Origin of the sequence: Marinobacter mobilis (assembly GCF_900106945.1) — a bacterium.
GTDB classification, from domain to species: Bacteria; Pseudomonadota; Gammaproteobacteria; order Pseudomonadales; family Oleiphilaceae; genus Marinobacter; species Marinobacter mobilis.
The window spans coordinates 441621-465264 of record NZ_FNNE01000001.1 but is presented as its reverse complement, the minus strand read 5'-3'; the positions used below and the strand labels follow the sequence as shown (position 1 = coordinate 465264).

Here is a 23644-nt window from a genome sequence, read left to right as displayed (position 1 = left end):
AGCACACCATGAGCCATCCCACGCTGCCAGCCTTCCCAAGCCTGCCGCCGCTGTTAAGCCAGTCCCTGGCGGTACTCCGGGACAGCCTGCCAGCACCGGCTCCCCTGCTGCGGACCATCGACCAGCATATTCCCATTCCTCTGAAACAGCTGCTGGCGGAAGCGCCGCTCAACCGGCTGTTTGCCCAGGCCCTGGCGGATGGCGAGTTCGAGATGTTTGAAGGCCGGCGCATCCGGCTGGAAATCAACGGTGGCCAGCCTGGCGTGACTTTCGGCCTGTGGGCCGGGCGGCTCAGGATCCTTGATGGTCCTGGCGAAGCCACCATCAGGGGCTCGTTAAGTGCGTTCAAAACTCTGGCGGAACGCCGTCTGGACCCGGATCAGCTGTTCTTCCATCGCCGTCTGGTGATTGAGGGCGACACCGAACTCGGGCTCGCCCTGAAAAACCTGCTGGACAGCCTGGAATGGCGCATCAGGCTGCCCCAGATCTTCCTCCACCGGATCTAGGCGGGCCCGCACCCTCCCTGAAACCCCGTTGTCTGAGCGTCTCCATTGCCGGGCACCAGCGCCATACCCGGCTGGCCATACCAGTAACCGTTACAGGGCGGCGCTTCCACCAGTTGCAGGGGATCCGCCGCCGGCGCAATGCCCCGCCGAATCTGGTCGAAGCGCTCTACCACCTCGGCCATGCCCTGACGTTCCGGACTCAGGCGAACCGTGGTCACCCCCATGTCCGCCATATCCGGCACCTGACGCATCAGGTCATAGCGGGCACCGGACAGAGTGGAAATACCGTTGAGACGGAACAACTCGCGGGATTCCCGGGATCGCAGTTGCAGACCCTCCGGGTGCTGCAGGCAGCGGAATTCGCAGTTGTCTTTCGGCAAGTTGTAATGGCGGGCGGTAAAACAGCGGGATGACCAGGCCAGCGGCAGGAAGCCCCAGCCAAACACCTCAGTGTCCAGCGCCAGGCCTTCGTCCCGAAGGCCTCGGATCAGCTGAGCAAGGGAGTCCCGCCCCAGCTCTACCGGCAGGTTCCAACCCCGCAACCCCTGCTTTGCGAGCACAGCCAGGGTGGCCACGTTGTAGATATTCATCGAGGGCCCGGTAATAAACGGAAGCTCCCGGCGAATAGCGACCTGCAGTGCACTCTGGTCGTTGACCTCGACCGGAAAATCATGCTGCTCGCAGATTCGCCGCAGACGGCGCAAGTCTGCCTCCGATTCAATCAGGGTCTGCGTTGACAGGACCACGTCCTTGCCACAGGCCTTGAGATCCCGGGCCAGGGCAAACCAGTCCTCCGCCTTCAGTTCACGGCGACGGGCACACACAGCCTCGCCAAGGTATATGGTCTCCACCGGCCACTCAGCCGCCTGACCATAAAAGTCATAGACCGTCTGTTTGGACCAGAACCAGAGGATTGGCCCCAGGGACAGTTTCAACATGCTCCGCTCCCGTTTATTTCCACTTGCGATGGTAGGCTCCCAAAGTGGTCAGACCACCTTCCGAGACGCTGGCCAGGGTGTCCTGCCAAGCCGCATTCACGGTGAAGGACTCGCCCCGGCTCGCCAACGCATCCAATGCCTGACGCCAGGTGCCTGCCACCTGGGCAATATAGGCGGGGCTGCGTTGGCGCCCTTCTATTTTGACCGCACGAATACCCAGCGCCGCCAGCTCCGGCAGCAAGTCCAGGGTGTTCAGGCTGACTGGCTCCTCGATCGCGTGGTAGACACTGCCTTCCACCTCGAACCGGCCTTTGCACAAGGTGGGATATCCGGCGGCCTCCCCCGGACCGTAGCGGTCAATCAGCACATCATTCAGCCGGGATTCCAGGCCCTGGGGCGTTTCCTGCCAGCGCACGGCTTTGGCCGGTGAGCAGGCACCCCGGGTATTGGGAGACTCGTCAGTCAGGTAGGACGACAGATAGCAGCGCCCCTCGGCCATGATGCACAGGCTGCCAAAGGCAAATACCTCCAGCTCCACAGGACTCTGACGGGCCACATTGCGGACCTGATCCAGGGACAGTACCCGTGGCAGTACCGCACGGCGGATTCCGAAGTTTTCCTTGTAAAAGGCCAGGGCCTCATAACTGGTGGCCGACCCCTGAACCGACAGATGGCGGGGCAGATCCGGGTGACGGCGGGCCGCGTAATCCAGCAACCCCATGTCGGCGAGGATAACCGCATCCACGCCGAGATCGGCAGCCCGATCCACGGCAGATGTCCACTGTTGCCAACCCTGGGGCTGGGGGTAGGTATTGATGGCGCAAAACACGCGGCAGCCATGGCGGTGGGCATAGTCGATGCCTTCCGATGCGCGCTGGTCATTAAAGTTGAGGCCGGCAAACTGCCGTGCGTTGGTGCTGTCCCGGAAACCGAAGTACACCGCATTGGCCCCATTGTCGACGGCGGCTTTCAGTGCGGGCAGGGTTCCGGCTGGACATACCAGTTCCATGTCATCCCTCCTCTGCTATGAACGCAGAGACTAGCCCCTCAGCCTGTTTGTCACCTTGATGATTGTCAGACGGGGCCGCTGGAGATGAGCTCTCCCCCCATCCAGGCAGGAAAGAAGCCCTCTGCACTGAGGGCTCAGATAATACGGGAGAAACGCTGACCAGCGCCGTCCTTGCGGTAATGGTCGAAGAGCTGACAGATGGCTCGAATCAGCAGCCGCCCCTGGGGCTGTACCTGCAGTGCATGACCGTCATCGGCAACCAGGCCGTCGTTCTCCATGCCTGCCAACTGCCTCAGCTCATCCGCGAAATAAGCATCAAACGCCCGCCCCCATGTCTGTTCGAACTGCTGACGGTCCAGGCGGAAGTGGCAGATGAGTTGTCCGATCACCCAACGCCGGATACGGTCGTCATCCGTCAGCTGCACACCACGGACAACGGCCAGCCGGCCATCGTCAATGGCCTGTTCCCAGTCCGCCAGCACCGACGTGTTCTGGAAATAGGCGTCATCGGTCTGGCCAATGGCTGACACCCCGAGGGACACAAGGTCACAGTCCGAATGGGTCGTGTAGCCCTGGAAATTCCGGTGCAATTCGCCATGTCGCTGCGCGACCGCCAGGCTGTCATCGGGTTTGGCGAAGTGGTCCATGCCAATGTATTCATAACCCGCCGCCAGCAGCCGGTTGATGGTGTTGTGAAGAATCGTGAGTTTGTCAGCCGGGGACGGCAAATCCTCCGCCCGTATGCGCGTCTGCGGAAAAAAGCGCTCCGGGAGGTGGGCGTAACTGAACACCGACAGCCGGTCCGGCGACATCTCAATCACCTGCTCCAGCGTTTCAGCAAAGCTCTCTGGCGTCTGGAACGGCAGGCCGTAGATCAGGTCCAGGTTGATGGAGCGAAAACCGAGATAACGGGCTTCATCCAGCACTGCCCGGGTCATGTTCAGGGGCTGAATCCGGTTAACGGCTTTCTGGACTTTCAGGTTCAGGTCCTGAACGCCCAGGCTGATGCGATTGAACCCCAGGTCCCACAGCGTTGCCAGGGTCTGGTCATCCACCTCGCGGGGGTCGATCTCGACGCTGAAATCCCGGGCGTCGTCGGACTGCAGGTTGAACAGATCCCGGTAGCCGGCCATCAGTTCCCTCATGGCGGCAGTGGGCAGAAATGTGGGCGTACCGCCGCCCCAATGCAACTGCCGCACCTGGCGTTCCGCCCCAAACAAGCGGGCCTGGGCCGTCGCTTCTTTCAGCAGGCGCTCGACGTAGGGCATGGCCTTGTCGCGCTTGCGGGTGACCTCCTTGTTGCAGGCACAGTAATAACAGAGCCGCGCGCAGAACGGCAGGTGGGTATAGAGCGACAGTGGCCCGCCCTGGACGCGACTTCGTTCAGCGGCCGCCAACAGGTCCGCGGTCGTAAAATCCGGGGTAAACTCAACCGCCGTGGGATAGGACGTGTACCGGGGGCCACTCAGGTCGTAACGACGGATCAGCGCCTCGTCCCAGACCAGGCCATTACCCGCCTCATCATGCCCCTGCACCAGCCTTGACTTCGCCAAACTGTTCATCCCCATCTCACGGTCCTCCCATCAAATCGGCTAACACTATAGCGAGCCCCGCCAGAGGGACCATTGACCGACATCAAAGCGGGCCGGAAAAGGGGTGATTCTGTGCTGTTGGACTATACTTTCCGGTATCAATGGCGTTGTCATCGCATTGCGATAGGCCGGAATTTCCACCTGAAAGCAAGTTAGACAGGAGGTCGCCATGATTTCCTCCAAACGCATCATCATCTGCTGCGACGGTACCTGGAATCAGCCCGACGTTGACCCCACCAACGTGGTCAAAATGGTCCGCAGTATTAAACCCATGGCCGATGACGGCGCCCAGCAGGTGGTGTTCTACGACCAGGGTGTTGGCACGGGCAGTAAGACCGACAAGCTGATCGGTGGCGCTTTCGGCAAGGGCCTGGCCAAGAACGTGCTCGATTGCTACCGCTTCCTCGTGCATAACTATCACGACGGCGACGAAATCTACGCCATAGGGTTCAGCCGCGGCGCCTATACCGCCCGGGCTTTTGCCGGCTTTGTCTACGCCGTCGGGCTGATGGAGAAGAGTGAGCTGGAAACGTTGCCACAGGCCTATCGCTATTACCGCACCGAGCCCGGCAAGCGGCCAGCATCGCGCTACGATGAGAACAACCGGCCAACCATCCGCATGGTGGGTGTGTGGGACACCGTTGGCGCACTGGGCGCACCAACGCCTCTCCTGCGTAAGGCAACCCGCAATTGGGTCGGTTTCTTCAACACCCACATCAGCCCGATCATCGAGCATGCCTATCAGGCTCTCGCTTTGGACGAACAACGGGAGCCGTTCCTCCCCGACCTCTGGACCGGAACCGTCGAGCCTCACCAGACCGTCGAACAATGCTGGTTCCGCGGGGTTCATTCCGACATTGGTGGCGGCTACAAAGACTGTGGGCTATCAGACATTGCCCTGTTCTGGATGGCAGGCAAGGCACAGGAGCTGGGCCTGGATCTGGACACCCGCTATCTGCAGCACATCGGGCACCCGAATCCGAACATGGCGGCCCACGATTCCTTCTCCGCCGGCTACCGCCTGCTGGAAATGCTGAAATTTGAGCGGGGTATTCGCAGTGTCTATGGTGATCCCGACCACCCTCCGCTGAACGTCACCATCCACGACACCGTCATGGCCAGTATCCGCAGTGGCCATTATCTGCCCCAGAACCTGGACTTCCCGTTCCCGGGCGAGGTCATCGACGAACCCGTCAGCGATCATGAGTACCAAGAACGCCGCCACCAGCAACGCCATACTGTAACCAATGTGGAAGCGGAGCTGGCCCTTGCACCGGATGCCCAACCACTGTCCTGTGAGTTGCTCGACTACAGCCTCGAGGGCGGCATACGGATCCGCACCAACCACCCGATCCAGCAGGGGGCCAAAGTGCAGATCGCCAGTGACTTCTTCGATCCCACCGAAGCGGTCTGTGTGTGGAAGAGTGACCAGGAGCACGGGCTGGCGTTTTCAAAGGCAGCCTGACGCTGCGGAAGACAAACTCCGCCGTTTAGCGGGGTTTGTCTTCACGTCGACCACCGGGCCATTCCGCTCTCCACCACCCGCCATCACTGCCCTCAATTATCAAGCCGGCCCGATCTCGCAAGCCAGCACCAGCGCCCAGAACTCGGAAAAATCGTTCACCACCACATCGGGCTTGTCGGGATGCAGGTGGGTGCCGGGAAAGATCTTGTTGAGCCAGGGCAAATCCCACTGGGCCCCATTGAAGAACACCCCCGTCATGCCGGCCCGTTTAGCCGCAATAATGTCTGTGGTGCTGTCTCCGACGTACCAGACACTGGGGTCTGCCGGATACGCCAGATGATGAGCGGCCAGCAGCAACTGGTCGGGGTGGGGCTTACGCAACGGGGTATCATCACCGCAGACATTGGTGTCAAAAAGGTGCGCCCAGCCAGTGTCTTCCACGGCCGCCAGCTCATGCTCGAAGAACTCACGATCGCGGTTGGTGATCAGGCCGGTCTGGATATTATGCCGGCGCAGCGCCTCAAGCATTTCCCGTACCCGGGGCTCAAAGGGTTTTACCGTGCCATAGTGATTACGGTAATGGCGGTTGAAGGCCTTATGGGCCATCTGCTTGGCGTCCTGGTCGTCACCAAACAACACTTCAAAGATATCGGTACGGGAGATCTTGCGGTCAGCCTTGACCTTCGGGTGCAGCGCCGCAAATTCCCGCACATAGGCCACCAGCCGCGCATCCTCCGGCGTTTTGCTCTCCTCAGGCATCACCATCCGGTCCATGAGCTGCAGTTGATGGAACTCCGGTAACATGTCATCCACCGCGTGGTACATGGCATCCAGGGTATCCACCAGCGTCGCATGCCAGTCGAACAGGATCACGGACGGCCGGATCAGTCTCGCCACCGCCGGATGCCAGTCCGCCTCGACCCGGGGCTCGGGGGGAACGGGCGGCGGGTGATACGGTGGCCGAACCCGCTCTGGCTCCGCGGTAAAGGCATCCGGATGGTCGCGACTAAGCAGATCCAGCCCCGACATCAGATCCTCGAAACTGTCGAGAATCGCGTGAGGCGTATTACGATGGCTGAACCAGCTCTCGATCCGGTCCTGATCCCAACAGGCGCCGTTATAGAATACCCGGGTGATGTCCGTGCGGGCCGCAGTGATCATATCGATGAAGCTGTCGCCGACATACCAGGCGCTGGTATCTGCGGGCAGCCCCAGTTTTTCCAGTGCCTTAAGCATTACCTCAGGGTCGGGCTTGTAATGGGTAACGTCGTCAGCACAGACGGTGGTATCAAACAGGTTGACCCAGCGACCACTATCCACAGTGCGGATCTCGGTATCGAGGAACTCCCGGTTGCGGTTGGTGGCAACGGCCAGCTTAATGCCCATCTCTCTGCAGGCCTGCAGGTAATCATAAACACCTTCCTGGAACGGCCGGACCTGGCCAAAATGGGTTCGATAGGCCTGGTTGTAGGCCTCATGGGCGATCAGTCGCGCCTCTTCGTCATCGCCGAAGATGGCATTAAAAATGTCAGTACGGGATACCCGGCGTTCCGCCAGAATCCGGGGGTGCAACCGCCGGTAAACGCGTATGTAGCGAACCAGCCGGGCGTCATCGGGGGTCAAACATTTGTCTTCCGGGAGCAGCCGCTCCACCAGCTGCAACTCCTCCAGCCGGGGAAGCATTTCCTCCATGGCACTGAACATGGCATCACTGGTATTTACCAGGGTGCCATGCCAGTCAAACATCAGGACACGGGGGGGCGCCAGATCGTCAGAAAATCGAGCCATGCCAAAGCCTCCTGAAGAGTGAAGTTTCCTTTCCCTCGCTCTTCAGTAAAACCCATTTTCCAGCCCAGCACCAAACCGCCCAGTCAGGACACTAGTTGCCCCGCATCATTTCCCGCTGGTTCTGCAGCATCTGCTCCATCATCAACTGCATCTGGTCCACCCGCCGCTCCATCTGCTGCATGCGCTGGCCCTGGTTCATAGCTCCGGGTCCCTGTCCTTGTGCGCCGGCACCGCGGTCCTGGTTCATCATGCCCGCATTCTGACCGGGCATCTGCCCGGATCCTCCGGTCATACCTTGACCCATACCCTGTCCCATACCTTGACCCATACCCTGCCCCATCATTCCACCGTGCATCTGATACATGTAGCGCTGCATCAGATCCATGTGCTCCGTCATCAGTTCCTGGCGTTTGGCCCCCGGTCCTTCTTCATGGATGGACTCCATGAGCTCATGCATCTCCTCCATGTGCTCTTCCATCTGCTCGTACATCTCATTCGGGTCTCCCATTGGCCTATCGTCCGGGGCCCAGTTTTCATGGCCATAGTGAGCAAATGCCGGGGCAGCGACAACGCCAATGAGTGACGCCAATACAACGGGTTTCCAATTAGTCATGGTAATTCTCCTGAGAACAATTCCAAATCCACAGTGATTGTTGGTGTGCTTAAACGTCATCCATCCGGCCAATCTGGCGCGCCAGCCGCATGGCTTCGTGTTCCTCCATTGTCAGCAGGGCCTGCAGGAGATCCTGCGCTTCCGGGATATCGGCCTTACTCACCAGAGTTTTGTACAGGTCCATGATCTGGTCATGGAAATCGAATACTTCGTGGCTGATCTGCTCGAAGGACATCTCAGCGTAGGGCAGTGAACACGTGCGATGAGTTTCCAGTGGGTGGTGGTTGAGGTAGTCGTAAACCCGGGTTTCCATGGCCTTGTGATTACCCTGGTGCTCGAACTCGGCGACGATGTTCGCCAGTTCGGACTCGTGATCGGCGAGGTACTGCAACAGCGCCTGGGCGCGCTCCTGCTTGTGTTCCCCGGAACAGTGGGCCAGGCAGTCTGACAGGTGCTGGTGCAGATCCCGGGTCCAGTCAATCAGTTCACGAAACGTCTTGATCTCCATAAGGTTCGACTCCCCTGTGCGTCTCTGTAATCTAAAAGTTATCTAAACAGCGTTGGCTGAATTGAAGCTGAAAAAGTCACCATGACAGCGAATACCGGCCGGCAAATTGACCCAGGTCAGCAAGGCGATGGTTCTGTAACCAGCAAACAGGCCAGACATAAAAAAACCGGTAATGGCTAACCATTACCGGTTTCAATGAACGTCTGAAAGGCAGGCTCTCAGAACATCAGCTTAGCACCGATCACTGCGAACCACTGTTCAGGATCGCCACACCGCCGCATGTCGCCCTGATGTCGCGACGACTGAATTTAACCTGAATATTCAGGCAGCCCCTGAATACTGACTCACTATATATAAAAAACATCCATGAAACGCCCATATCAAATCCCAACAACAATATCGGAATTTTCAGAAACAGTTCAGAAATAGATGATTAACTAACGCCGAAAACCGGACAAAAGGAGAACGACGAAAAACCTGCCAAAAGGGCATTGGCACCAAGTTTTTTAAAGCTTAATCCTTATAGTCAATCGTCTCGCTGAAAGTCCTTAACTCAAGATTTACAGCCTTAAACAGACTTTACATATCAAACATCAAAAAAAAGGAATAAATAATGAAAAAATCAATCATTTTCTCGATAGTAGCCGTACTGTTCTCAGCAACCACCCATGCCGACTCAGGCCTGGCAGACCGAATCAACGAAGCTCGCAGTTATCCAGAAAAGTCAGCCGATACTGATCCTTCGGGAAGCCTTTATATGCAACAACAAAACAAACACGGGCAACAGGAAAACACCCACATAAACAACAGACCCGAACAGTAATCCAATATCAACACAAAGTATTTAATTTACGAATTCAAACAAACAACCATACAGTCAGCCGCAACCGTGTTGCGGCTGACTGGCCTATTCATTTGCCGTAAACCATCACTTCTCTCTGTTCCTATGACAGCAGCTGAAACTGAATTACGCCTGAATACAAGCGTCCTCCGCAGCCTATCGATGCCTGCGTTGACCTGAATCAACGGTAGCCTGCCACTCCGGACGATCTGAGGGGGCATGGGAAGGTATCAGTCACGCCAGTTTGAGGTTCCCGGCATTCGTGACGGTCGTGCTCGTGACGATGTTGATGAGCCTGCTTCATGGGCTGCTCCTTCCCTGCCTGAGCGTTACCGCCTCTATCAACAGTAGCTCAAAACAGCGCGACCTGAAGTTGAGCGGAATACGGATTCCTTATTCAAAGGTGTCTTACAAAGCAAAAGGGCCCGAGGCATTCACCCCGAGCCCTTGTGAGCCCTCAGAAAGAGAGCCTAGCCCCGACGACCGCAAACCAGTCCTCGGTGCTGCCACCACCTGCCTCAGCGAAGTCAGCGGTGTCTCCGTATTTCCGTTCGTGGACCACCCCAAAATAGGGTGAAAAAGACCGATCGATCAGGTCATACCCCAGTTTCAGTCCCGTCTCGGTCGACACCAGCCCTTTGCCGACACCGATCTCCCGGTCTTCACTGAACGCGACCGTAGCATCAAGCGAAGCGACCAGAATCCAGTAGTTGGTGATCAGCAGTTCATACTCGGCATCGAGTTCCGCTGACGTATCGCCGTCCTTGCTGACGTAAAGGTTGGCATCCACTTCAAACCACTGCGGAGCCAAGCCCGTCACGCCCAGCACCGCATAGGTGCGGTCGGGCCCTTCGGGAGTATCGATCCTGACGCCGGCTTTGACATCAAAGAAGTCGGACACCGGCATCTGCCCTACCAGCTGGTTTTCAAGCTGCTCGTAGGCCTGTTCCTCGATTGCGTACTCGCCATTGGACAACCAGCGCAACTTGAATTCGTCGGTTCCGTAGAAGGCATCCGCCTTCCAGACTCCCAACTCTTCGTCATCATCGCTGTAGCGGTACTCGAACTCCTCGAACTGAACACCCCAGAAATAACGGGCAGACTGGGTATCTTCCTGTTCACTGACGGCAGCCTGAGCTGTCGCCAGCGGAGCAGCCATCAACAAAGCGAGCCAAGAGGTGGCGGCCATTTGTCTGATCATGCCTCACCTTCCTGGCCGTCAACGGCCTCCGCGTCTCCGTCGGCGACTGAATCCGGGCCGCCTTCCACAATGACCTTACGGAACATGCCGGAGGCTGCGTGATAGGAGAGATGGCAGTGGAATGCCCATTCGCCGGGAGCATCTACTTCCGTTTCCATATACACAGTCGTGGCCGGGGCGACGCTGATCACATGCTTGATCGGGTTCCATTTATCCTGGCCTACGTCGAGGATCGACCACATGCCATGAAGGTGCATGGGGTGAGTCATCATGGTTTCATTGACGAACTTGAAGCGCACCCGCTCTCCGTACTGCAGGCGGATCGGTTCGGCATCTTCATATTTGACGCCATTGATGCTCCAGATATAGCGCTCCATGTTACCGGTCAGGCGCAACTCGATTTCCCGCGTCGGTTCACGATCCTCATAGAGGGGGCGCTGGGCCCGCAGATCGGTGTAGGCGAGGAACCGGCCACCATTCGCGGCTTCAGGGATCAGGCCACTGCCATCGGCATAGAACGGATTGTCATCCGCTTCGGGCATAGCATGCCCCATGGCCGCATGGTCCATCGCCATGCTTCCGCCCATCTGGCCGGACATATCGCCATTCATACTGCCATGATCCATGGCCATAGCACCGTCAGTGCCTGACATGCCATCGCTTTCCATCGCGGCCATATCCATGTCACCCATCGCCATACCGCTGTGATCCATGCCACTGTGACCGCCCATATCGGCCATGGTCAGCAGGGGCGCGGGGCGCAGTTCGGGCACCTCGGCGGTCATGCCTTCCGCCGTCGCCAGTGTGCCACGAGCGTAGCCCGAGCGACCCATGGATTCAGCGAAGATGGTGTAAGCACGGTCTTCTCTGGGCCGTACGATGACATCGTAGGTTTCAGCGACACCAATCCGGAACTCATCGACGGAAACCGGCTGAACATAATTGCCATCAGCCTCAACCACGGTCATTTCCAGGCCCGGGATGCGCACATCGAAGTAGGTCATGGCCGAGGAGTTGATGAAGCGCAGACGGATACGCTCGCCCGGCTCGAACAGACCGGTCCAGTTCTGTTCCGGCGACTTGCCGTTAATCATGCCGACAAAGCCCTGAACATCTTCAATGTCAGCCTTCATCATGCGCATGTCGCCCCACATCAGACGATCCTGAAGAGCCGACCAGAAACCCTGACTCTGGGCGTCGGCAAAGAAGTCTCCCACCGTCTGCTGCTGTCGGTTGTAGTAATCCGCCGACATTTTCAGGTTACGCAGGATACGATCCCCGGTGTGCGGATGCTTGTCAGTCAGCTGAACCACATACTCACGGTCAAAGCGGAACGGTTCACGACCTTCCGGCTCGATGATGATCGCGCCAAATGCTCCTTCCGGCTCCTGAAAGCCGCTGTGGCTGTGGAACCAGTAGGTTCCGCTCTGCACAATGGGGAATCGGTAGGTAAAGGTTTCACCGGGGGCTATGCCGTCGTAGCTGATTCCGGGGACACCGTCCATCTGAAACGGCAGGATCAGCCCATGCCAGTGAATGGAAGTGGAGACATCGAGGTTGTTGGTCACATTGATCGTGACCTCCTCACCTTCCTTGAAACGCAGGACCGGGCCCGGCGAGCTGCCGTTGTAGCCAATGCCCTGCTTGGTGAACTCGCCCGCATCGATGGTGACCCGGTCTACCGTCAGGTTGTACTCCCCGGCCTGGGCCGCCCACGACAGCAAACTCACCAATACCGTTACAACAAATACTCTCATAGTGACTGCCTGCTAAGCTCAGATATCAAATTCACCGGACATACCCGCCTGGTAGTGACCAGGCACGTTGCAGGCGAATTCCAGGTTGGCCTGCTCGTTGAAGGTCCAGATAACCTCGGCACTCTGACCCGGTTCCAGCAGGGCGCTGTTGGGGTCGTCGTGTTTCATGGTGTGACCATTGCCCATATCCATGTTCATCATGTCGTGGTCAATGTGGTCGCCTTTCAGGACACCGTGCTCCACCATCATCATCATTTCTGCCTGATGAGAGCGGTGCATCGCCGCAGTACCGATGTTGAACTCATGGACCAGCGCACCCTGGTTGGTAATGCGGAACCGCACGGTTTCGCCCTGGTTCACGTCAATGACTTCCGGCTCGTAGTAGTTGTCGTACATAGTAATGTCGATAGTACGGGTCACATCCTCGGGATTACCCGCGCGGCCAATATTCCCGGCACTGTGATGGCCGTCGCTGGCATGATCACCTTCCCCGGCATGGTGGCCACCGCTATGGCTTCCGGCAGCATAGGCGCCGGCGGATACACTCAAAACTGCGGCAGACACGAGAACTTTCAGTGACATGGAAGTCATACACACTCCGATTTGATTATTGTCCAATATCCCGTGGTTACATTGTCATTCCGGCAACCACCGTTCACACTGGCGTTAATGTGCATGACGAAACTGAATTCTTTCTGAAAGCCCATCGCCATCATTGATTCAGATTGGTTTCAGCCTGTAACGCTATGCTTTCAGGCTTTGTGCCCACTATGGACGAACATTCCATGCGTTTGCTGCTTGTTGAAGATGACTCACTGCTGACCGACGGGCTGACCCACCAGCTGGCCCGAGCAGGCTATAGTGTTGACTGCGCGGATACCGTCAGCCGCGCCTGCCGGCTGGGAAGCCAGGAAGACTATCGCATTGCCATTCTGGACCTGGGGTTACCCGATGGCAGCGGGCTCGACGTGCTGCGCCAGTGGCGCAGCCAGAAGCTTACCCTGCCGGTTCTCATCCTTACCGCGCGGGGCGACTGGCAGGACAAGGTCAACGGTCTGAAAGCCGGCGCCGATGATTATCTGGCCAAGCCGTTCCAGACCGAGGAGCTGCTGGCCCGCCTCAACGCCTTGATCCGCCGTAGCGAGGGGCGAGTCGAGAGTTGTCTCAAGGTGGGGGGCTACGAGCTTGATGAAAACCGCCAGTGGATCACCACCCCGGATGGTGAGGAACATGCCCTCACCGGCACCGAGTTCCGCCTGCTGCGCTGTCTGATGAGCCGCCCCACGCAAGTGTTCTCCAAGGACGACCTGATGGAGCAGCTCTATAACCTCAATGAAACCCCATCTGACAACACCATTGAGGCCTATATCCGCCGCCTTCGCCTGCTGATCGGCAAAGACACTATCCGCACCCAGCGTGGTCAGGGTTATCGCTTCCATGCCCAGGACTAGAACCGTTTACTCCATCCGGGTAACCCTGTTTGCCTGGCTCCTTCCCGCTGCGGTCACAGTCATCATCCTGGCCTGGCTGGTTCATGGTCTGCTGCTGGAGCACATGTCGCGGTCGTTCGCGAAATCACGATTACTGGAAGAAGCCAACTTTATTGAACACCAGCTTCAGGAAGCCCTGAGCCAGAACAGGCCCTTTGGCGACGCGGGCCGGTCGGTGGAAGAAGTTTTTCACCATGCCTTTGCGATCGGAATGGGAGATCAGCAAAAAGTATCCCCGGAATCCTGGCAACCGGTGCTGACGCCGTTACTGACGGGACAGGAAAATGGCATCATCAGCGCCAGCGCAGAACTGGCAGGAAGCTCCACGACGATCAGCTACCTGGCCTACCGGCGCAGCGGCGACTTTGAAGGAACGCCATTTACCATCGTGGTGGCCGAGGATCTCACCGCACTGACCCGGGGGGAAACCAAGCTTCACCTCTGGACCGCCGTGCTTTCAGGCACTCTGTTGCTGATGTTGGTCGGCATGATCTTTCTGGCGGTTCATCTGGCGCTGCGTTCTGTCCGGGGCATACAACAAGCTCTGCTGCAGCTTCAGGCCGGTGAACGGGAACGACTGGATCAGCGCATGCCCGCCGAATTTGCGCCACTCACGGACCAGATCAACGCTCTGCTCAACACCCTGGAGCAACGCCTCAGTCATTCGCGCAACGCACTGGCCAACCTGTCTCACAGCATCAAGACCCCGATTGCAGCGGTTCGTCAGATTCTGGAGGACGACCAGCGCCCACTCGATCAGCAGTCACGGCAACAACTGGTTCGCAAGCTGGCCGATATTGATCAGCAGTTGGAGGCAGAGCTGCGCAGGGAACAGATCGCCGGACCACGGATCGGCCACCAGGCTCACCCTCTGAAACAGGCTCGGGAGCTGCTGTGGATGCTCGGCAGGCTTTACCCTGATAGCCACTTTGAACTGGTGACAGCGCTGGCTCCGGAAGCCACCTGGCCAGTGGACGAGCACGACCTCAATGAAATGCTCGGCAACCTGCTCGACAACGCGGGCAAATGGGCTGAGAAACAGGTGATTCTGAGACTGGCGGCGAACAACGGTACGCTGACGGTTCGGGTCGAGGATGACGGTCCCGGTGTCGCCCCGGGCCAACTGGATAGCCTCGGCACCCGGGGTGTTCGTCTGGATCAGCAGACCCCGGGCCACGGTATTGGCCTGGCCATCGTCCGCGATCTCGCGGAACGCTACCATGGCTCACTGATGTTTGAACTCAGCCCCAGCGGTGGCTTGGCCGCCACCCTGGAACTGCCGGCCACCCTCGGCTGAGCAGGCATTAAAAAAGGCAGAGCAGCCGAAGCAGCCCTGCCTTCTGGTACTCACCGGCAGGTCACAAAACCTGCCCGGTCAGCCCTCAGTTACGATGTACCGACAGCGAATAGATACCGCCGTTTTCTTCATAGCTGCTGGCTGTTACCTGGTAAACACCCGGCTTCAGGGTTTCGGTGAGGCGTGAGTTGTAGTTCTCACCTCCGTCGTCGTCCTCGGCGTAGAAGCCATCCGGACCTTCCACCGCCAGCACAGAGTCCAGGCTGGAAGACTGCATGTCGATCTGGTAGACGCCTTCTTCCTCAATGGTCAGCGAGTAGCTGTCAGGGCCTGAGCGCATCCAACCGGTTATTTCGGCGTTCACATCCAGGGTGTCGGTGTCAGTGAATTCGATGTTAAGGCTGGAAATTTCAATGGTGTACAGACCGGCACTTTCCTCGTAAGAGGTTGCTGTCAGGGTGTACTCTCCTGGCTGCAGCATGTCGCCGAGGCTGGCGTTATAGTCCATGCCACCATCGTCATTTTCGTTATGGTAGCCATTGGGGCCATCCAGCATCAGCATGGTGTCAAAGTCGTCGGAAACCATATCGATCTGATAAGCGCCCGCGGTCTCCACCGACAGGGTGTAGGTGCGCGGCTCCATCTGCAGCCAACCGGTGGTGGTCCCTGGCACGGCCAGTTCACCAGTGTCATTCAGCTCAATGCTGCTGGAGCGGATATTGAAAGGACCGTAGCTGTCGGAGCTGGCACCGCTGATGACGACCGCATAATCGCCGGCCTCATCAGCGCGGAAACGCAGGGGGGAGGCACTGACCAGCAATTCGTCCTGGTCGTCGTAGAGGGATACCACTCCCTCAACACTGCCATCCACCTCGATCTCGATCAGATCGCCTTCCTGCAGGGACAGGCTGTAGGTCTGGTAGCGACTGCCATCCTTCACGTTGAGGGGACTTTTGGTGGTCAGCTCACCACGGGTACGTTCACCAACAACCAGTTGGCCTTCACTGGCACTCACAATGGAGGCGTGACCACCACTTGCTGAATCCAGCATCTGACATCCTGCCAGCATGGCAACTGCGGTACCGCTAACGGCGCCCTTGATCAGCAATGAAGAAATTTTGCTCATATAACTATCCCTATACATCCTTAGTTTGAACATTAACCGGGTGCCTACGCACCGCTTCCTTGATGGAAATCCAACGGCTTACATCATAGCGTCTAAATCCGGATTAAACGTTGAAATTTGAAAAGTTTTGTACGTAGTTGCCGAAAATTGCGTCATTCCTCTCCCGCCACGGATCCGGCCTCCGGACCAGCGCTCCTTGTGCAGGGCAACCAGATGATCGGCCATGACCCTCACCCTGCTGGTACGCCGGGAGGCAACACCACCCAGTCCGGCTCTTCATACTCACCAACCAGGCGAATCTCCACCGACGGAGCTGCCGAGCGAATGATGTCCACCACCCGGGCGTCGTGGCGGGCTTCCATTGCATCCCGGGCGGCTTTACTGTCCCAGTGGGCAATGGCAATCAACGCATTGGGATCGCCAATCTTGCGGTGCAATTCGGTGCCGCGGGCACCGGGCGCCTGCTGGATCAGCTCAGATGCCCGAACCCAGACATCGGCGTACTGCTCAACGCTATAGCCATCCCTGATCCGCACTTCGAAGATGTACTTCATGGGCAACCCCTTTTATCGACCGGCTACCTCCAGTGTAGCCAATGGGCGGTCGGTGCCGTTCAGCCCAGCCACGTCGCTATGTCTGGCGCCCCCTAATGAACTACCTGAACCCCTGATTGAAATCCGACCATGAAACAACCATGGGCACAATCGCGCTAGCGATCCTCAGAGCCTCCCTAGGCAGACATTGGGTACGTAAACAGCAAAATGTGGGAAAGGTTGAGCAACCAGTGGACCAGTACCGCCCAGAGCAGTCGACCGGTCCAGAGGTACGCAAGGCCGTAGACCAGGCCCGCAAATCCGGCAACAAGGACATACCCCCAGCCTCCGGGCAGGTGGGCAATACCGAACAGCAACGAAGTCACCAGCAGAGCGACAATCCAGCCAAAGCGAATGACCAGTTGGCGCTGGACCACCCCTCGGAACAGCAGCTCTTCAGCAATGCAGGTGTTGAGCAGGTTGGAGAGGGCAAAAACACCTAGCCAGGCCGCGACGCCGGGCTGCCATTGCACCAGTCCCTGAACCTGCGCCAGCGCCATGATCAGTGCCATGCCAAGAAAGAGCAGAAACGGCGTCAGCCAGGGTAAGAAACCCCGTCGGGGTGTCAGGCTTTGTCGGAAGAGCGGTAACCACCCGAGCAGTGACCAGGCCACCCAAACCTTGTCGTGATTGAAATACAGATCTGTCGCGATGCTGCCGGGCTTCAGCACGACGTGCTCGGCCACCAGCACCCCTTCGTAGCCAGGCGCCTGATGGATCAACAGGGGAATGGTAGCCACCACCCAAAGACCGTAACGAACGACCCGCAACCAGTTTCGGGCTTGCCACTCCACCATCCAGGCCGACAGCAACAGATATCCCAGTGCATACACCCCAAACAGCCAGGAGCTGTATCCCATGGCGACAGCGGCCACCAGTATCGCCAGGGCACCGCCATAGCGAAGGCGACGATCACGGCTCAAGCCCGCAAGGATTAGACACAGGGAATAGGCTATTCCAATCGCCAGCATGGGAGTCCTTCGGTTTTTGACATTAGCCTCATATCCTGCCGGGCAAAAGCCGACCGGTTACAATTACGTGGACTGCCCCGATGACTTGGTCTTCTGGCTATCCACAGATTGCAGAATGGTCGCCGCCCGAAAGCCATATTCCGTTTCCGGGTACTTGTATGCGATGTACCGGTACAGGGCCAGAGCTCCCTGGTAGTCCTCCATGCGCTGGTAACTGACGGCTTTCAGGAACAGCAATTGCGCCCGCTGGTCGTCGTTATAATCGTAGGCGTTCAGGGCCCGGTCCGCGATGGCGATCGCATCGGCATAATCACCATCGGCAAAATTGTCCTGAGCCCGAATTATGGCGCCATCCCTCACCATCGATGCACAACCAACCAGCATAACCGCCATGAACAGCACCAACACGGGCTTCATGTTACTTCTCCCTAAGAACCTGGATCTCCTGGACTGAACATGGTGTTCCCATGTGTCCTGCGTACAACTCTGTTCGGCTAACCTTATCTCATACGCCAAAGGTTTCACCAGCTTGGGAGCCTACCATCTCTGTATCGCAGCGACTTGCTCCCGCTGCTGTCTGGTGCTGTCTGCGCCCTTCCTTCTCGCGGCAGAACCGGCACCAAACACCCAGGGTGGAGGAATAGTTTCAATCGTTTAACGATGACGTGGCGAATACGGCCCTGAAGTGAATGTCATCCCTGTCCATTAGCGATTAGAATAGGCGCCTTTCATTTTTGCCCCCGGCCCGGGAATCTCTTCGGGGCCGGCGCGTTATTCAGGGTCCGCCAGATGACAATTGCCCGGACAATCCCCCAGGCTGCTCCGCACAGTGCCCGTCTGGTGCAACTCGTGGCGGCGATCAGCCAGACTGCCGCGACCGACAGCCATGCCTGTTTTGCCGAACGACTTGGGCGCCTGTTTGGTCTGGGGGACACGATGGACCTGGATTCCGCCATCGGCTTCCGCCCCAAGGGACCCTTTGAGCCCTCTTCGGGAATGGCTGACAAGCTCAGGGCCGATCTGGTCGCCACCCGCGGCAAGATGACCGACCGGGTGCGCCAGAGCTTTTCCGCCTCGCCATCGGACACCATGCCGGGCCTGCCGCAACCGGACCTCGACGAAGACCCCCGTGTCTCGCCGGAGTTTATGCCTTACCAGAACTTTTACCTGGCCCGCCAACGGGAACTGGCCGCTGGCACACGCCAGCTCCGCACCCGTATTCGCGCTGCGGTCGCCACGTCTGGCCCGGCAATGGCGCACCTGGCGCAACTGGATACCGTGTTTGACCACACCCTGGCAGGTTACACCAGCCAGTGTTTCGCCACCCTGCCCACGGTACTCGAAAAGCGCTTCGAAACCCTCTGGCAGAGTCGGCAGCAAATGAATTTCGACCAGCAAGACCATGACCCGGCCCGCCCCCCTGTCCAGGACTGGACCAGGCCCGGAGGCTGGCTCCACCAGTACTGCCAGGAAATGCAGATGTTGTTACTCGCTGAACTGGATGTTCGCCTGGAGCCCGCGGTTGGTTTGCTGGACGCCTACACTCACGAGGTAAGCAACGCCCCATGACACGCATTCTATTTATCCTGACCTTTCTGCTCGGCGCCAGCGTCGTTGGCTGGATCGGGCTGGGTTTTCGTGAATCAGACCTGATCGCTCTGGCCGTCACCCTGCTGATTGGCGGCGTTTACGGCTTCGGTTTTCTGGAGCTGGTGCATTTCCGCCACACCACAGGCCAACTGGCAACCAGTCTGACCCAATTGCCCACCACCAGGGACGGGCTTACCGACTGGATTGCCGGGCTCCCCCCGACACTGCAAAACGCGGTACGCCGTCGCGTCGAAGGCGCCCCGGTGGCCCTGCCGGGCCCCATGCTGACGCCCTATCTGACAGGCCTTCTGGTCATGCTGGGCCTGCTGGGCACCTTTGTCGGCATGATTGTGACCCTTGATGGCGCAGCCACCGCGCTTAATGGCAGCACTGAGCTCAGCGCCATTCGAAGCGCACTGGCAGCACCGATTCAGGGCCTCAGCCTTGCGTTTGGTACCTCCATCGCTGGCGTGGCCGCCTCTGCCATGCTGGGGCTTGCCGCTACCCTCAGCCGCCGCGACCGAACACTGGTTTCCCGGCAGCTCGAAAGCAAGGCGCGCCAGGAACTTCATCACCTTTCCCTTAACCACCAGCGGGAACAGGCGTTCACGGCATTGCAGACACAATCGCAAACCCTGCCAGAACTGGTCACCGCCATGCAGAGCATGACCGACCGCCTTGAACAGATGAGCGACCAACTGAGCAGCACCCTCACCCGCAATCAGGGCGAGTTTCATTCAGCGGTTTCGGCCCAGTACCAACAACTGGCAGACTCGGTAGCCCGATCGCTTCAGGACAATCTGCGTGACAGCAGTCGCCTGGCCGCGGAAGGCATAAAGCCGATCATGGAACAGGCGATGTTGATGCTTGGTGAACAGGCTGGCCAGACGCACCAGCAGATCACCAGTATCACTGAACAGCAGCTGAGCACCCTCGCCCAGCAGTTCAAGCAAACCACTGAAGGGGCAGCAACCCACTGGCAACAGGGCCTGGCCGAGCACCATCAGGCCAACCAGGCTTTTGCCGACGATATCCGGCAGACGCTCGAGGCCCACAACAACCGCTTCAGCGACAGCACACAGCGCCTGCTGGAGCAGGTGGCTCAAACCCATCACCAGCTGACCGAGCAAACCGGCCAGCAGCTGGCCGACGTCAGCCAGCAGTTCAATGCCGCCACAGAGCGTGCCGCCAGCAGCTGGCACAGCGGTCTCGCGGAGCATCAACAATACAGCGCTGAGCTGGCGAAAACGGTCGGCGAGTCGCTCAGGAGCCACCAGGCTGAACTGCGTGACGAAGCCCGGAAACTGCTGGCGCAAGTCAGCCAGAGTCATCAGCAGATGACGGAGCGCACCGGCGACCAACTGACTGAAATCAGCACCTCGCTCACGTCTCACAGCGAGTCGTTCCAGACAACCACCCAGGCGCTTTTGAGCGGCCAGCAGATCGGTCTGGAGGAACTGATGGTCGCCGTTCGCCAGCAACTGAGTCTGCTTAACCAGGAAGAGGGGGCACGGGGCGAGGCAGCTATTCGAAGGCTCGCCGAGCTGGAAGACGCCGTCACCCGCCATATCAGCCAGCTTGGGAACGCCCTCGAAGCCCCAATGACGCGGCTGATCGAAACCGCCTCGGAAACCCCGAAAGCTGCCGCTGAAGTCATTACCCAGCTGCGCCAGGAGATGACCCGCAACGCCGAACGGGACAACGAACTGCTGGACGAACGCCACCGCATCATGAGCGAGCTCGATACCCTTCTGAGCAGCCAGCGTGACGCCGCGACCGCCCAACGGGACGCCATCGAAACGCTGATCCACTCGGCCAGTGAAACCCTCAATGGCGTCAGTGAAGCCTTCTCGGCGCAGGTCGGCCAACAGCACGACCGGCTGGCCGAAGTGGCCGACGACGTCACCGGCAGCGCCCAGGAAGTGGCCAGTCTGAGCGAGGCCTTCAATCTTGCGGTGAAGCTGTTCAGCGAATCCAACGACAAACTGGTGGGCGGCCTGAGCCAGGTTGAGCAGTCGCTGGCGGCATCCGCAACCCGCAGTGATGAACAGCTGGCCTACTACGTAGAACAGGCCAGGGAGATCATCGAGCTGAGCATGGCGTCGCAGAAAGACGTCATTGATGCGCTCGCAGCTGTTCGCGGCAAGCCCGCCGGCCAGTCTGCCGCCATCGCAGGCTGAGGACGGCGCTGATGGAAGAGATTCACGATGTCGACGGCCAGGCAACACCAGTCTGGGCGATCTTTTCAGACCTCATGGCGGCACTGGTCGGCATTCTGGTGCTGGTGCTGGTCTGGGTTATTGGTGTCCAGCTCGAACTGAGCCAGTCTCTGGAACAGGAAAAGCAGGCCCGCCTGGCCGAAGAGCAACGCCGGATGGCCCTTGAGCAGGCGTTGGCTGACCCGCTGGCCAGCGGCCGCATCACCTTTCGCGATGGCCGCATCGGAATCAGTGGCAACGTCCTGTTCGGGCTCAATTCCGATCAGCTGCAGCCCGAGGGCAGCGAGCTCCTGCAATCGCTGGTTGCGCCACTGCAGGTTTACCTGAGCCAGCACGACGAGCTGCTCATGGTCAGCGGGTTCACCGATGACCTGCCCATTCGACGCGGTAACGCGCGCTACGATGATAACTGGGGGCTATCGGCTCAACGGGCCTTGACGGTCACCCGCACTCTGGTGGAACAGGGCATGCCGCAAGAGCGGGTATTTGCCGCCGCCTTTGGCCCCAACCACCCGGCAGTCCCCAATGAGGACGAAGCGTCCCGGGCCCAGAACCGTCGGGTAGAGATCAGCACGGTACCTCGCCTTGCCCAGGAGAGCAGCGACAGTGACTGACGCCATTGGCTATGACCACGCCAGGCGGCTGGAACGACTCAAAGCCGACGGGGCGGAGCGTTACGACCCGGTTCAGTTCTGTTACCTGGCGTCGCTGACACGCCGCCTGCAGGCCAGGTCCCGCACCGGTGGGAATACCGCTGACCGTTTAAACCGCGCCCTGGACGAATTCGAAGCCCGGTTTGCCGAGGCCCGACGCTGCGCCCCAGAGCCAACCGCCGCGCCTGCACGCACCTCGCCCCTGGGGGCGCTCCTGCAGGCACTCCAGGAAGTGGATGGAGCCGCCGATCCTGGCGCCGAGGGTTTGCCCGCGCATGGCCCCTGGCAGGTACCGGTCGCCGCAACACCCGCATCCGCCCCGGCCATCGCTCCGCCCCGCCGGGAGCTGAAAGCCCTCAGCGAGCTCCGGGCACAGCAGGCCCGACAAGCAATGGATCAGTTGATTGACGAGGCGATTGCCCGAACCCCGGAGGATGCCGGCCCCATGAACCCGCACCGTCTGGTGACCCGAGCGATCAGGCAAATGCGCGCATTGTCACCGGCGTATGCCCATCACTTTGCAGGCTACGTCGACACCCTGCTTTGGCTGGAGCGCATGGGCAAGAAAGCCTGAAGGTCACAGTAGGTCGGCAAATACGGCGATGTAGTGGCAGGTGCTCCCACCAAGCACAAACAGGTGCCAGATCGCGTGCATGAACGGCACCCGGTCCATGATGAAGAAGATTACCCCGACCGAATAGGAAATCCCTCCGGCGACAATCATGTTCACGACAAACTCTGAGCTCTGAGCCAGTAGCTCGTCATACGCCAGCACCATCAGCCAGCCCATGACCAGGTAGTTGAGCAGGTGTGCTGTTTCGTACTTTCGAGACTTGACGATCTTGAGCACGATACCAACTGCCGCGAAGGTCCAAACCACCCCGAACAGTCCCCAACCCCAGGGGCCGCGTATCGTTACCAGCAGAAACGGCGTATAGGTGCCCGCAATAAGCAGATAGATCGAGCAGTGATCAAATATGTTGAGGAGTGTCTTGGCCTTAACATGCTGAATGCCGTGGTAAAGCGCTGACGCCGCGTACAGCAGAAACAGACAGCCTCCGTAGATGGACACACTGACAATCTTCCAGGGATCGCCATCCAGACTTGCGAGGGTAATCAGCAGCGTCGCCGCAGCCACAGCCATCAACGCCCCAACCCCGTGAGTCAGTGCGTTCACCATTTCCTCAGCGAAGGTTTGTTCCCTGACAGCTACTTGATCGGTGTTCAGATCAGACATCGTATATCCTCCAATTCCCTAACCTATACCCCTTCCGTATGTCAGTTCGATGATCTCTTGGTTGAGTATGGCCCAGTTTTTTTTGATCACATAACAACCACCTTTGCAAACCCAAAAAACCGGCGTATGCTAGCCGCCATTCATTCATCTCACTCGGCGCATCTTCGCCGGGCACCACGTCCAGGGAGGAAAACATGTCACAACTCAAGCAGGTATCTAGTTACTGATACGGCCTTCCTCGCTATCGGCT

24 protein-coding genes are annotated in these 23644 nt (G+C 58.8%); 10 read left to right on the top strand and 14 right to left on the bottom strand.

The features are described 5' to 3' along the window. The first annotated feature begins 8 nt into the window (after window positions 1-8). Window positions 9-506, top strand: a complete 498-nt coding sequence (gene ubiT, locus BLV11_RS02145) for a ubiquinone anaerobic biosynthesis accessory factor UbiT (protein ID WP_091811282.1) — start codon at window positions 9-11, stop codon at window positions 504-506. Here the strand turns inward: ubiT and BLV11_RS02140 are convergent. From BLV11_RS02140 to hemN, 3 genes are all read right to left on the bottom strand, one after another. Then, a complete protein-coding gene (locus BLV11_RS02140; protein ID WP_091811281.1) occupies window positions 503-1444 on the bottom strand; it encodes a U32 family peptidase in 942 nt (313 codons plus the stop codon). The two genes, ubiT and BLV11_RS02140, sit on opposite strands and share 4 nt — an antisense overlap. Before the next feature lie 13 nt (window positions 1445-1457). Then, entirely contained in the window at window positions 1458-2453 is a 996-nt protein-coding gene (ubiU, locus tag BLV11_RS02135) for a ubiquinone anaerobic biosynthesis protein UbiU (protein ID WP_091811280.1), read from the bottom strand. 134 nt (window positions 2454-2587) lie between these two features. Further along, on the bottom strand, window positions 2588-4015 hold the full coding sequence (gene hemN, locus BLV11_RS02130; RefSeq protein ID WP_175528258.1) for an oxygen-independent coproporphyrinogen III oxidase: 1428 nt from the start codon (window positions 4013-4015) through the stop codon (window positions 2588-2590). A 199-nt stretch (window positions 4016-4214) separates the two neighbouring features. Here hemN and BLV11_RS02125 point away from each other — a divergent pair, with 199 nt between their 5' ends. Beyond that, a complete protein-coding gene (locus BLV11_RS02125) occupies window positions 4215-5510 on the top strand; it encodes a DUF2235 domain-containing protein (protein WP_091811278.1) in 1296 nt (431 codons plus the stop codon). Window positions 5511-5609: 99 nt separating this feature from the next. Here the strand turns inward: BLV11_RS02125 and BLV11_RS02120 are convergent, their stop codons facing one another. The 3 genes from BLV11_RS02120 to BLV11_RS02110 all read right to left on the bottom strand — a co-directional run bounded on the left by BLV11_RS02120 (window position 5610) and on the right by BLV11_RS02110 (window position 8419). Next, window positions 5610-7298 carry an HAD family hydrolase gene (locus BLV11_RS02120; protein WP_091811277.1) on the bottom strand — a complete coding sequence of 563 codons (1689 nt, stop codon included), beginning with the start codon at window positions 7296-7298 and terminating at the stop codon, window positions 5610-5612. A gap of 91 nt (window positions 7299-7389) precedes the next feature. Further along, window positions 7390-7911, bottom strand: coding sequence for a hypothetical protein (locus tag BLV11_RS02115; protein WP_091811276.1), 522 nt, complete (start codon window positions 7909-7911; stop codon window positions 7390-7392). A gap of 49 nt (window positions 7912-7960) precedes the next feature. Next, window positions 7961-8419 carry an ATPase gene (locus BLV11_RS02110; protein ID WP_091811275.1) on the bottom strand — a complete coding sequence of 153 codons (459 nt, stop codon included), beginning with the start codon at window positions 8417-8419 and terminating at the stop codon, window positions 7961-7963. Between the two features lie 613 nt (window positions 8420-9032). On the opposite strand from BLV11_RS02110, the gene BLV11_RS02105 reads away from it, so the two are divergent. Next, entirely contained in the window at window positions 9033-9242 is a 210-nt protein-coding gene (locus tag BLV11_RS02105; RefSeq protein WP_091811274.1) for a hypothetical protein, read from the top strand. A gap of 237 nt (window positions 9243-9479) precedes the next feature. Further along, window positions 9480-9611, top strand: coding sequence for a hypothetical protein (locus BLV11_RS18595; RefSeq protein ID WP_281242732.1), 132 nt, complete (start codon window positions 9480-9482; stop codon window positions 9609-9611). A 106-nt stretch (window positions 9612-9717) separates the two neighbouring features. Here the strand turns inward: BLV11_RS18595 and BLV11_RS02100 are convergent, their stop codons facing one another. Genes BLV11_RS02100 through BLV11_RS02090 form a run of 3 tightly spaced genes read right to left on the bottom strand, consistent with a single transcriptional unit; the run spans window position 9718 to window position 12800 of the window. Then, the gene (locus BLV11_RS02100) at window positions 9718-10461 is read right to left on the bottom strand and encodes a copper resistance protein B (protein ID WP_091811273.1); all 744 of its coding nucleotides are present in this window, start codon (window positions 10459-10461) and stop codon (window positions 9718-9720) included. Then, a complete protein-coding gene (locus BLV11_RS02095; RefSeq protein ID WP_091811272.1) occupies window positions 10458-12218 on the bottom strand; it encodes a copper resistance system multicopper oxidase in 1761 nt (586 codons plus the stop codon). Before BLV11_RS02095 ends, BLV11_RS02100 begins: the two co-directional genes overlap by 4 nt. 18 nt (window positions 12219-12236) lie before the next feature. Next, on the bottom strand, window positions 12237-12800 hold the full coding sequence (locus BLV11_RS02090; protein ID WP_091811379.1) for a cupredoxin domain-containing protein: 564 nt from the start codon (window positions 12798-12800) through the stop codon (window positions 12237-12239). Window positions 12801-13003: 203 nt separating this feature from the next. Between BLV11_RS02090 and BLV11_RS02085 the strand changes: the two genes are divergently transcribed. Together BLV11_RS02085 and BLV11_RS02080 are read left to right on the top strand one after the other, a co-directional pair. After that, window positions 13004-13669, top strand: coding sequence for a response regulator (locus BLV11_RS02085; RefSeq protein ID WP_091811378.1), 666 nt, complete (start codon window positions 13004-13006; stop codon window positions 13667-13669). Then, window positions 13656-15005 (top strand): ATP-binding protein, encoded by a 1350-nt coding sequence (locus BLV11_RS02080; RefSeq protein ID WP_091811271.1) that lies wholly within the window; start codon window positions 13656-13658, stop codon window positions 15003-15005. Before BLV11_RS02085 ends, BLV11_RS02080 begins: the two co-directional genes overlap by 14 nt. Window positions 15006-15090: 85 nt before the next feature. Here the strand turns inward: BLV11_RS02080 and BLV11_RS02075 are convergent, their stop codons facing one another. The 4 genes from BLV11_RS02075 to BLV11_RS02060 form a co-directional block, all read right to left on the bottom strand. Next, complete coding sequence (locus BLV11_RS02075) at window positions 15091-16131, bottom strand: hypothetical protein (RefSeq protein WP_091811270.1); 1041 nt, start codon at window positions 16129-16131, stop codon at window positions 15091-15093. Between the two features lie 230 nt (window positions 16132-16361). After that, window positions 16362-16685 (bottom strand): antibiotic biosynthesis monooxygenase family protein, encoded by a 324-nt coding sequence (locus BLV11_RS02070; protein WP_091811269.1) that lies wholly within the window; start codon window positions 16683-16685, stop codon window positions 16362-16364. Window positions 16686-16861: 176 nt separating this feature from the next. Then, window positions 16862-17695: a CPBP family intramembrane glutamic endopeptidase gene (locus BLV11_RS02065; RefSeq protein ID WP_091811268.1), complete on the bottom strand. Its 834-nt coding sequence runs from the start codon at window positions 17693-17695 to the stop codon at window positions 16862-16864. A gap of 63 nt (window positions 17696-17758) precedes the next feature. Beyond that, on the bottom strand, window positions 17759-18112 hold the full coding sequence (locus tag BLV11_RS02060; RefSeq protein WP_091811267.1) for a hypothetical protein: 354 nt from the start codon (window positions 18110-18112) through the stop codon (window positions 17759-17761). A 372-nt stretch (window positions 18113-18484) separates the two neighbouring features. Between BLV11_RS02060 and BLV11_RS02055 the strand changes: the two genes are divergently transcribed. The 4 genes from BLV11_RS02055 to BLV11_RS02040 are packed head-to-tail and all read left to right on the top strand — an operon-like array spanning window position 18485 to window position 22731. Next, window positions 18485-19264: a DUF3348 domain-containing protein gene (locus BLV11_RS02055; protein ID WP_091811266.1), complete on the top strand. Its 780-nt coding sequence runs from the start codon at window positions 18485-18487 to the stop codon at window positions 19262-19264. Beyond that, window positions 19261-21465 (top strand): DUF802 domain-containing protein, encoded by a 2205-nt coding sequence (locus BLV11_RS02050; protein ID WP_091811265.1) that lies wholly within the window; start codon window positions 19261-19263, stop codon window positions 21463-21465. The genes BLV11_RS02055 and BLV11_RS02050 overlap by 4 nt, the downstream gene beginning before the upstream one ends. A gap of 11 nt (window positions 21466-21476) precedes the next feature. After that, window positions 21477-22118 carry an OmpA family protein gene (locus BLV11_RS02045; RefSeq protein WP_091811264.1) on the top strand — a complete coding sequence of 214 codons (642 nt, stop codon included), beginning with the start codon at window positions 21477-21479 and terminating at the stop codon, window positions 22116-22118. Beyond that, on the top strand, window positions 22111-22731 hold the full coding sequence (locus BLV11_RS02040) for a DUF2894 domain-containing protein (RefSeq protein ID WP_175528252.1): 621 nt from the start codon (window positions 22111-22113) through the stop codon (window positions 22729-22731). Before BLV11_RS02045 ends, BLV11_RS02040 begins: the two co-directional genes overlap by 8 nt. 3 nt (window positions 22732-22734) lie before the next feature. Here BLV11_RS02040 and trhA read toward each other — a convergent pair whose 3' ends face one another. Next, window positions 22735-23394, bottom strand: coding sequence for a PAQR family membrane homeostasis protein TrhA (gene trhA / locus BLV11_RS02035; RefSeq protein WP_091811262.1), 660 nt, complete (start codon window positions 23392-23394; stop codon window positions 22735-22737). Window positions 23395-23644: the final 250 nt, after the last annotated feature.

Bases quoted from the DNA above. Each gene is read 5' to 3' on its own strand.
- ubiT (WP_091811282.1), top strand. From the start codon at position 9: ATGAGCCATCCCACGCTGCCAGCCTTCCCAAGCCTGCCGCCGCTGTTA.
- BLV11_RS02140 (WP_091811281.1), bottom strand. From the start codon at position 1,444: ATGTTGAAACTGTCCCTGGGGCCAATCCTCTGGTTCTGGTCCAAACAG.
- ubiU (WP_091811280.1), bottom strand. From the start codon at position 2,453: ATGGAACTGGTATGTCCAGCCGGAACCCTGCCCGCACTGAAAGCCGCC.
- hemN (WP_175528258.1), bottom strand. From the start codon at position 4,015: ATGAACAGTTTGGCGAAGTCAAGGCTGGTGCAGGGGCATGATGAGGCG.
- BLV11_RS02125 (WP_091811278.1), top strand. From the start codon at position 4,215: ATGATTTCCTCCAAACGCATCATCATCTGCTGCGACGGTACCTGGAAT.
- BLV11_RS02120 (WP_091811277.1), bottom strand. From the start codon at position 7,298: ATGGCTCGATTTTCTGACGATCTGGCGCCCCCCCGTGTCCTGATGTTT.
- BLV11_RS02115 (WP_091811276.1), bottom strand. From the start codon at position 7,911: ATGACTAATTGGAAACCCGTTGTATTGGCGTCACTCATTGGCGTTGTC.
- BLV11_RS02110 (WP_091811275.1), bottom strand. From the start codon at position 8,419: ATGGAGATCAAGACGTTTCGTGAACTGATTGACTGGACCCGGGATCTG.
- BLV11_RS02105 (WP_091811274.1), top strand. From the start codon at position 9,033: ATGAAAAAATCAATCATTTTCTCGATAGTAGCCGTACTGTTCTCAGCA.
- BLV11_RS18595 (WP_281242732.1), top strand. From the start codon at position 9,480: ATGGGAAGGTATCAGTCACGCCAGTTTGAGGTTCCCGGCATTCGTGAC.
- BLV11_RS02100 (WP_091811273.1), bottom strand. From the start codon at position 10,461: ATGATCAGACAAATGGCCGCCACCTCTTGGCTCGCTTTGTTGATGGCT.
- BLV11_RS02095 (WP_091811272.1), bottom strand. From the start codon at position 12,218: ATGAGAGTATTTGTTGTAACGGTATTGGTGAGTTTGCTGTCGTGGGCG.
- BLV11_RS02090 (WP_091811379.1), bottom strand. From the start codon at position 12,800: ATGTCACTGAAAGTTCTCGTGTCTGCCGCAGTTTTGAGTGTATCCGCC.
- BLV11_RS02085 (WP_091811378.1), top strand. From the start codon at position 13,004: ATGCGTTTGCTGCTTGTTGAAGATGACTCACTGCTGACCGACGGGCTG.
- BLV11_RS02080 (WP_091811271.1), top strand. From the start codon at position 13,656: ATGCCCAGGACTAGAACCGTTTACTCCATCCGGGTAACCCTGTTTGCC.
- BLV11_RS02075 (WP_091811270.1), bottom strand. From the start codon at position 16,131: ATGAGCAAAATTTCTTCATTGCTGATCAAGGGCGCCGTTAGCGGTACC.
- BLV11_RS02070 (WP_091811269.1), bottom strand. From the start codon at position 16,685: ATGAAGTACATCTTCGAAGTGCGGATCAGGGATGGCTATAGCGTTGAG.
- BLV11_RS02065 (WP_091811268.1), bottom strand. From the start codon at position 17,695: ATGCTGGCGATTGGAATAGCCTATTCCCTGTGTCTAATCCTTGCGGGC.
- BLV11_RS02060 (WP_091811267.1), bottom strand. From the start codon at position 18,112: ATGAAGCCCGTGTTGGTGCTGTTCATGGCGGTTATGCTGGTTGGTTGT.
- BLV11_RS02055 (WP_091811266.1), top strand. From the start codon at position 18,485: ATGACAATTGCCCGGACAATCCCCCAGGCTGCTCCGCACAGTGCCCGT.
- BLV11_RS02050 (WP_091811265.1), top strand. From the start codon at position 19,261: ATGACACGCATTCTATTTATCCTGACCTTTCTGCTCGGCGCCAGCGTC.
- BLV11_RS02045 (WP_091811264.1), top strand. From the start codon at position 21,477: ATGGAAGAGATTCACGATGTCGACGGCCAGGCAACACCAGTCTGGGCG.
- trhA (WP_091811262.1), bottom strand. From the start codon at position 23,394: ATGTCTGATCTGAACACCGATCAAGTAGCTGTCAGGGAACAAACCTTC.